Source organism: Ochrobactrum sp. Marseille-Q0166 (assembly GCF_014397025.1).
Classification (GTDB): Bacteria; Pseudomonadota; Alphaproteobacteria; order Rhizobiales; family Rhizobiaceae; genus Brucella.
Window position 1 is genome coordinate 2,308,148 of record NZ_JACJUO010000001.1, and the last position, 6,247, is coordinate 2,314,394.

The following is a 6,247-nucleotide window of genomic DNA, read 5'->3' on the forward strand; positions in this document are numbered from 1 at the left end:
CGATGAGCGCAAAAGATGCAACGATCCCAGCAGGTGAAATCGAAGCGGCCAAACGGCCGACTTCAGTGCTATTTGTTTGTGGCAAGAACTCCATTCGTTCACCAATTGCCGAACTTCTTGCACGAAAACTGTTACCACCCAATATGTATATAGCCTCTGCGGGCGTGCAACGCGGCGAGCGTGACCCTTTCGTCGATGCGGTGCTGAATGAAGAAGGGCTGTCGCTCGACAATAGACAACCGCGTGGACTGGAAGAACTGGCAGATGGTTATTTTGATCTGATCATTACACTCACCCCGCTTGCCCATCATACTGTGCTGGAACGTATGCGTGGCTTTTCGGTCGATGTGGAATATTGGCCGACACCTGACCCGACGCTTGTTACCGGAAGCCGCGAGCAGATCATGAATGCTTATCGCGATGTGCGGGACAGGTTAAAGCGCCAAATCGTGGCCAGATTGGCGCCGAAATAACATCGCCCAATTCCGTTGTTCACAAATGCCGTCTAATCATATAGGTTCCGGCCAAATTTAAAGCTATGGCCCGGTTTCGGGTCAATTTTTCGAAGAAAGAAACAGGTATCGTATGCCGAAAGAAGAAGTCCTAGAATTTCCAGGTGTTGTTACGGAACTGCTGCCAAATGCAATGTTCCGCGTAAAGCTTGAAAACGACCACGAAATTATTGCCCACACTGCTGGCCGTATGCGCAAGAATCGCATCCGTGTTCTCGCTGGCGACAAGGTTCTGGTTGAAATGACCCCTTACGACTTGACCAAGGGCCGTATTACCTACCGCTTCAAGTAAGCCTCAACTTGCTTCTCAGGAAAACTGGTGTCTATGAACGCGCAACATAAGCTGGTTCTTGCCTCCGGCTCTCCCCGCAGGATCGAGCTTCTGGGGCAAGTTGGCATCGAGCCGGATCATATTCAGCCGGCGGATATTGATGAGTCGCCTGAGCGTGCGGAACATCCGCGTTCGCTGGCGCGTCGTCTTGCGCGTGAGAAGGCAAAAGCGGCACAGGAACAACTCAAAGGCGACGAAAACTTCGCCAATGCTTTTATTCTGGCTGCTGATACGGTTGTCGCGGTTGGACGACGTGTCCTGCCCAAGGCAGAGATAACTGACGAAGCGCGGGAGTGCCTGCGTCTTCTGTCGGGCCGCACGCATAAGGTTTTCACCGGCGTTTGCCTAATCTTGCCCAATGATAATCTGCGCCAGACGCTTGTTGAAACGCGTCTGCGTTTCGAGCGCCTGACACGCAAACAGATCGATGCCTATCTAGCCTCCGGCGAATGGCGCGGCAAAGCCGGTGGCTATGCGATTCAAGGCCTTGCTGGTAGCTTCGTCGTCAAACTGGTCGGCTCTTATACCAATGTTGTCGGCCTGCCTTTGCAGGAAACTGTAAACCTGCTGGTAGACGGAGATTATCCGGTCTATGCCAACTGGCAAAGCGGCAAGGTCTGAAAATTCAATGAGCGACAAGAAAGATATACCGACTGCGCCGGACGCACGGGTAACGCCTTTGCGTCCGACACGTCCCTGCCCTGAATGCGGCAAGCCTTCAGTTCGTGACAGTTATCCGTTCTGTTCACCACGCTGCAAAAGCATCGACCTCAATCGCTGGCTTTCGGGAAGCTATGTCATTCCTGGAAAAACCATCGAAGAAGAGGAAGAGAACGACAACTAAGCTCGATTGCCTCAGATTTCCACAGTGAAATCGGTGCTTTAGCGAGTTTATAAGAAATCTTATAAAAAGTGCGTTAGGGTGCTGGACAGCGTGAAATTTAATGCTATAACGCACCCACTTTCGGCGGACACCAACACCGCCACCCAGTGAGAAATCGCTGTAGGGATGCCCGGATAGCTCAGTTGGTAGAGCAGCGGATTGAAAATCCGCGTGTCGGCGGTTCAAATCCGTCTCCGGGCACCACTTTAAGCCCATCATATCACCATTGTTTTTGATTTGGCTCCCCCCTGAAATGCCGTTGAAATTCTGTAAATCTGTTCTTCGAAAAAGGAGACGGTACATGAAATGATGCTACTTCAGCGAAGAACAGGCCATCGGATCATTGCAGGAGTATCAGACTGCGGCGTCGACCGTTGGGCTGTGCCGAAAGTGCGATATCCGTGATGCAACGTTTTACAAGTTACGCTCGAAGTATGGCGCAATCTTCTGAGCGCCAGGCCGGGATTAGCCATACCAATTTTTCAGCTTCGCCCAATGGTGCTAAAATCATTCTACGTCCACGGCCTGCCCTAACTGTTTGCACAGACAGTTATCCTTTCTTGAACCTGTCACTATGAAGCAGTTGTTCAAGGTGCCAGCGATAGGGTGTTCACATTTATCTTTGCAGCGGACAGCCACACAATACAAAAAGCTCGGGGAAAGTTGCCTGACAAAAGCAACGAAACACCTAAATGGGCTAAAGTCTAATACCTGCCGCACGATGTATTAAAGCTATTAGATATTTGATAGTTGATAGACGCAGAGCAATTTGCTTAATGATGCTCATGCTTTTACACGACAAACATCGCCTCGCTGTTCTTAGTTCCTACACCACGATTGAGGCGGGTCAGGATCGCACGCTCGATGCGCTCTGTAATCTCGTTCTGTCTACGCTTGGCGTGCCAATGGCAGCGGTATCGCTTGTCGATGAAGCTACTACACATTATATCGGCATGGCAGGTTGCTTCTTTAGCACCTTGCCAAATGAGAACACTTTCTGTTCACATGTGATCGAAGGCACCACACCATTTCTGATCGAAGACGCCACGAACGATAATCGCTTTGCAGCAAATCCCTTTGTGAAAGGTGATCCGGGCATCCGCTTTTATCTGGGTGCTCCTTTGATTGCATCCGATGGTTCAGCGCTCGGCGCGCTCTGTGCGCTTGACACGAAAGCCAGACAAAGCACCGCTGAAGAGCAACAGAAGCTTGCAAGTCTCGCAAGCACAGCTGTTGAAATCCTCAATATGCGCCGTGTGATTCACGAAGCGCGCAAGCTGGCGTTGGTTGACGGGTTAACCGGCATTGCAAACAGAACAGGGATTGAGCTTGAAATTGAAAAGGCGATTATTGCGCTGCGCAATCATGGCCTGCCCTTCTCACTCCTCTATTTTGACGTTGATCTCTTCAAACAGGTCAATGATAAACGTGGCCATGCGGCGGGAGACGCGCTGTTACGTTTGATCGGAGAGACGCTCGCAGGTCGCAATCGGCCCGACGAAGTATGCGCCCGTCCCGGCGGCGATGAGTTTATTGTTTTGCGCCTGGGTGGAACCAGGAACAATGACCTGGAAGAAACACAGAATATCAAGGCTTTGCTCGATGACGTGGTTTCACGGGCAGGCTTTGAGGTCAGCTTTTCGATGGGGATTGTGAGTTTTATTGCTGCACCCGCCGATGTTACTGCCGCTCTTTATGCTGCGGACGCATTGCTCTATGATGCCAAGCGTCGCGGCAAAAACATGATCTCAGCAGGCGAGCAGAAATAGAAGCATTCACATTTCACTTTTGAGTGAGACTCTCTAAACGAGCTGTAGCGGCGATTGATCTCGCCCCTATACCGGCTATTTTCGCGTAGTTTTCATTATTAAATGACGAGGATTTTCAATGATCTGGACCTTGTTCGGCATTCTTTCAGGTGCCTGCATCGCTATTCAGGCCCCTATTAACGCCGCCCTGGCACGCGGACTCGGCTCCCCGATCACAGCTGCTGCGATCTCTTTTCTATCAGGCGCGGTTATTCTTGGAATGATCGCCGCGATAGCTGCACGTGCAACAGGTGCCATGCCCAGTTTCAACGTGCCGGCGGGCTGGTTGTTTGTGGCTGGTGGCGCACTCGGCTGTATCTATGTGACAACTGCAGTTTTGCTGACCCCACGCATCGGAGCCGCGGCTGTCATGGGTCTCGCCGTTGCAGGTCAACTCATGGCCGGGCTGGTCGCAGACCGTATAGGCTTTATGGGTGTCGCGGTACGTGAAATCACAGCTGGGCGAATCGTCGGCGCTGTGTTGCTGCTGACCGGCGCGCTGATGATCCGTTTCCTTTGAATGCAAAAAGCGCGCCCGAGATCAGCGCGCTTTTCAATTTTACAGAATTTCAAACTTACGGCTGAACGAATTCCAGCGTCAGCGTTTCAACGCCAGCGGAAAGAGCTGTGCCCTTTTCAGTATCAACGGCAAGCGGCTGCAACGTGAAAGCCTGACCGGTTCCGCCAACAAGCACCTGAACGCCTGCGCCAAGGCCAAGGCTTGCATCGGCTTCTGCACCGGCATAGGTGCCAGCAAGTGCGCCCGGCTCAACAGTTGTCGTTGCCGCCAGAACAGTCCAGGTCATCTGGCCGCCCGTGGTTTCGCCCAGTTCCAGACCATATTGATCAATCGATCCGTTATACTGCTGCGAGAGGCCATTGCCATTGGAAAGCGTGCAGCTGACCTTCTGCTTCTGCTCGATGATCAGGCCAATACCAGCCGACACATCGCAGGAAAGCACACCAACTTCCGCGCTGACCTGTGCCGAGCCAGAAGTGGTTGTTGCCAGAAGAACAGAAACACCAAGCGCCCAAATTGCCTTTTTCATCATGACCCCTTTTCCAAATCACATTGCGCAGTTTTCTGAGGAACAGACTATTCGTAAGCGATCAATAATAAAAATAGAAATTAAAAATATGCTTTACTTCGGCCTTGTTCAGCGTAAGAAAAATTAAAAAACAAAAGGCCGCACTGCGAAAAAAATTCATAGCGCGGCCTTGATCAGCAGAGATTAAAGTCAGCCTTTGAACGTATATTCCGCAATCGACTGCGGCTTCATTTCAATCGAGAAACCCGGCAGCGATGGCGGCATATAGGCGGCATCCCTGATGATGCACGGCTCGATGAAATGCTCATGCAGATGATCAACATATTCGATCACGCGACCATCCATGGTGCCGGAAACGGCAACATAATCAATCATCGAAAGGTGCTGCACATATTCACACAGGCCAACGCCGCCTGCATGTGGCCACACCGGCTTGTTATATTTCGTAGCAATCAGCAGCACGGCCAGAACTTCATTCAGGCCACCCATGCGGCATGAATCGATCTGAACAATGTCGATGGCGCCTTCCGCAATGAACTGCTTGAACATGATGCGGTTCTGACACATTTCGCCGGTCGCAACTTTCACATCGCCAATGGCTTCGCGGATTTTGCGATGACCTGCAACATCATCCGGGCTGGTTGGTTCTTCGATGAAGAAGGGCTTGGAGAAAGCAAGCTTGTTAACCCATTCGATTGCCTGATCGACTTCCCAGACCTGATTGGCATCGATCATCAGATAACGATCCGGGCCAATCACTTCGCGCGCAATGGTGAGACGACGAATATCGTCTTCAAGATCGCGTCCGACCTTCATCTTGATGTGGTTGAAGCCTTCATCAATCGCTTCCTGACAAAGACGACGCAGCTTGTCGTCGTCATAGCCGAGCCAGCCCGCCGAGGTTGTGTAGCAAGGATAGCCGGTGGCTTCGAGCGAAGCTATACGCTCAGCCTTGCCGCTTTCCGCCTTACGCAGAATTTCGACAGCTTCCTCGCGCGTCAGCGCATCGGTGAGATAGCGATAATCGACGATATCGGCAATTTCTTCCGGCGACATATCGGCCACGAGCCGCCATACCGGCTTGCCCGCCTGCTTTGCAGCGAGGTCCCAGAAGGCGTTGACGACTGCACCGGTGGCGAGATGCATCGCGCCCTTGTCCGGGCCGATCCAGCGCAACTGGCTATCGCCGGTCAGGTAACGCCAGAACTTGCCGGGGGCCGCGAGGAAATCATCCATCGAGGAGCCGACAACGAGATGGCGCATGGCGAGAATGGCCTGACAGCAGATATCATTGCCGCGACCAATGGTGAAGGTGAGGCCATGGCCCTTCAGCGCTGCGTTATCCGTATCGAGGATGACATAAGCTGCCGAGTAGTCCGGGTCCGGATTCATCGCGTCAGAACCGTCCAGACTTTGCGAAGTCGGGAAGCGCAGATCAAAGACGCGCAGATCAGTAATTTTCGTCATGTTTGATTCCGTGATCTGAGCATGATCCCCAAAAATGGAGACTGGTTTTAGAGATCATGCTCAAGAAAATTAAACGTCGGCGCGCACGTTCTGCTTCTGCGAGCCGAGGCCTTCGATGCCGAGTTCGACAACGTCGCCAGCCTTGAGATAACGCGGTGGTTTCATGCCCATGCCAACGCCCGGAGGCGTGCCGGTGG

9 protein-coding genes and 1 tRNA gene are annotated in these 6,247 nt (G+C 52.3%); 7 read left to right on the plus strand and 3 right to left on the minus strand.

Annotation, left to right across the window (positions count from 1 at the left end; all coding sequences use genetic code 11):
• The first annotated feature begins 2 nt into the window (after positions 1–2).
• The 7 genes from H5024_RS11085 (at position 3) to H5024_RS11115 (ending at position 4,054) form a co-directional block, all read left to right on the plus strand.
• Positions 3–473 (plus strand): low molecular weight phosphatase family protein, encoded by a 471-nt coding sequence (locus H5024_RS11085; protein ID WP_187546424.1) that lies wholly within the window; start codon positions 3–5, stop codon positions 471–473.
• 112 nt (positions 474–585) lie between these two features.
• Positions 586–804 carry a translation initiation factor IF-1 gene (gene infA, locus H5024_RS11090; RefSeq protein ID WP_007873428.1) on the plus strand — a complete coding sequence of 73 codons (219 nt, stop codon included), beginning with the start codon at positions 586–588 and terminating at the stop codon, positions 802–804.
• 33 nt (positions 805–837) lie between these two features.
• Positions 838–1,464 carry a Maf-like protein gene (locus tag H5024_RS11095; protein WP_187546426.1) on the plus strand — a complete coding sequence of 209 codons (627 nt, stop codon included), beginning with the start codon at positions 838–840 and terminating at the stop codon, positions 1,462–1,464.
• A 7-nt stretch (positions 1,465–1,471) separates the two neighbouring features.
• Complete coding sequence (yacG, locus tag H5024_RS11100; RefSeq protein ID WP_187546429.1) at positions 1,472–1,687, plus strand: DNA gyrase inhibitor YacG; 216 nt, start codon at positions 1,472–1,474, stop codon at positions 1,685–1,687.
• A gap of 167 nt (positions 1,688–1,854) precedes the next feature.
• Positions 1,855–1,930, plus strand: a tRNA-Phe gene (locus tag H5024_RS11105).
• A 572-nt stretch (positions 1,931–2,502) separates the two neighbouring features.
• A complete protein-coding gene (locus H5024_RS11110; RefSeq protein ID WP_187546431.1) occupies positions 2,503–3,495 on the plus strand; it encodes a sensor domain-containing diguanylate cyclase in 993 nt (330 codons plus the stop codon).
• Between the two features lie 118 nt (positions 3,496–3,613).
• Positions 3,614–4,054: a DMT family transporter gene (locus tag H5024_RS11115; RefSeq protein ID WP_187546434.1), complete on the plus strand. Its 441-nt coding sequence runs from the start codon at positions 3,614–3,616 to the stop codon at positions 4,052–4,054.
• 55 nt (positions 4,055–4,109) lie between these two features.
• Here H5024_RS11115 and H5024_RS11120 read toward each other — a convergent pair whose 3' ends face one another.
• From H5024_RS11120 to H5024_RS11130, 3 genes are all read right to left on the minus strand, one after another.
• Complete coding sequence (locus H5024_RS11120) at positions 4,110–4,586, minus strand: DUF992 domain-containing protein (RefSeq protein ID WP_187546436.1); 477 nt, start codon at positions 4,584–4,586, stop codon at positions 4,110–4,112.
• A gap of 186 nt (positions 4,587–4,772) precedes the next feature.
• Positions 4,773–6,050, minus strand: coding sequence for an L-fuconate dehydratase (locus tag H5024_RS11125; protein WP_187546439.1), 1,278 nt, complete (start codon positions 6,048–6,050; stop codon positions 4,773–4,775).
• Between the two features lie 69 nt (positions 6,051–6,119).
• Positions 6,120–6,247: fumarylacetoacetate hydrolase family protein (locus H5024_RS11130; protein WP_187546447.1), on the minus strand; the 128-nt coding region annotated here is incomplete at its 5' end.

Coding starts and splice junctions, on each gene's coding strand:
- H5024_RS11095 (WP_187546426.1), top strand. CDS start 838: ATGAACGCGCAACATAAGCTGGTTCTTGCCTCCGGCTCTCCCCGCAGG.
- H5024_RS11125 (WP_187546439.1), bottom strand. CDS start 6,050: ATGACGAAAATTACTGATCTGCGCGTCTTTGATCTGCGCTTCCCGACT.
- infA (WP_007873428.1), top strand. CDS start 586: ATGCCGAAAGAAGAAGTCCTAGAATTTCCAGGTGTTGTTACGGAACTG.
- H5024_RS11085 (WP_187546424.1), top strand. CDS start 3: ATGAGCGCAAAAGATGCAACGATCCCAGCAGGTGAAATCGAAGCGGCC.
- yacG (WP_187546429.1), top strand. CDS start 1,472: ATGAGCGACAAGAAAGATATACCGACTGCGCCGGACGCACGGGTAACG.
- H5024_RS11110 (WP_187546431.1), top strand. CDS start 2,503: ATGATGCTCATGCTTTTACACGACAAACATCGCCTCGCTGTTCTTAGT.
- H5024_RS11115 (WP_187546434.1), top strand. CDS start 3,614: ATGATCTGGACCTTGTTCGGCATTCTTTCAGGTGCCTGCATCGCTATT.
- H5024_RS11120 (WP_187546436.1), bottom strand. CDS start 4,586: ATGATGAAAAAGGCAATTTGGGCGCTTGGTGTTTCTGTTCTTCTGGCA.